The sequence below is a fragment of the Marinomonas sp. ef1 genome, from assembly GCF_002806845.1.
GTDB lineage: Bacteria > Pseudomonadota > Gammaproteobacteria > Pseudomonadales > Marinomonadaceae > Marinomonas > Marinomonas polaris.
Map to the genome: position 1 here is coordinate 1 of NZ_NHTT01000054.1, position 219 is coordinate 219.

Genomic DNA, 219 nt, shown 5'->3' on the forward strand with positions numbered 1-219 from the left:
AAAGATCGTCGCCTTGGTAGGCCTTTACCCTACCAACTAGCTAATCTTACGCAGGCTCATCTAATAGCGGAAGGCTCCGAAAAGTCCCCTCCTTTCCCCCTTAGGGCGTATGCGGTATTAGCATGCGTTTCCACATGTTGTCCCCCTCTACTAGGTAGATTCCTACGCGTTACTCACCCGTCCGCCGCTCGTCACCCAAGAAACAAGTTTCTCCGTGCT

The 219-nt window shown here is 52.5% G+C and carries 1 rRNA gene; it reads right to left on the reverse strand.

Features of this window, described 5'->3' with window-relative positions:
* Positions 1-219, reverse strand: a 16S ribosomal RNA gene (locus CCS02_RS22060); the annotation flags it as partial.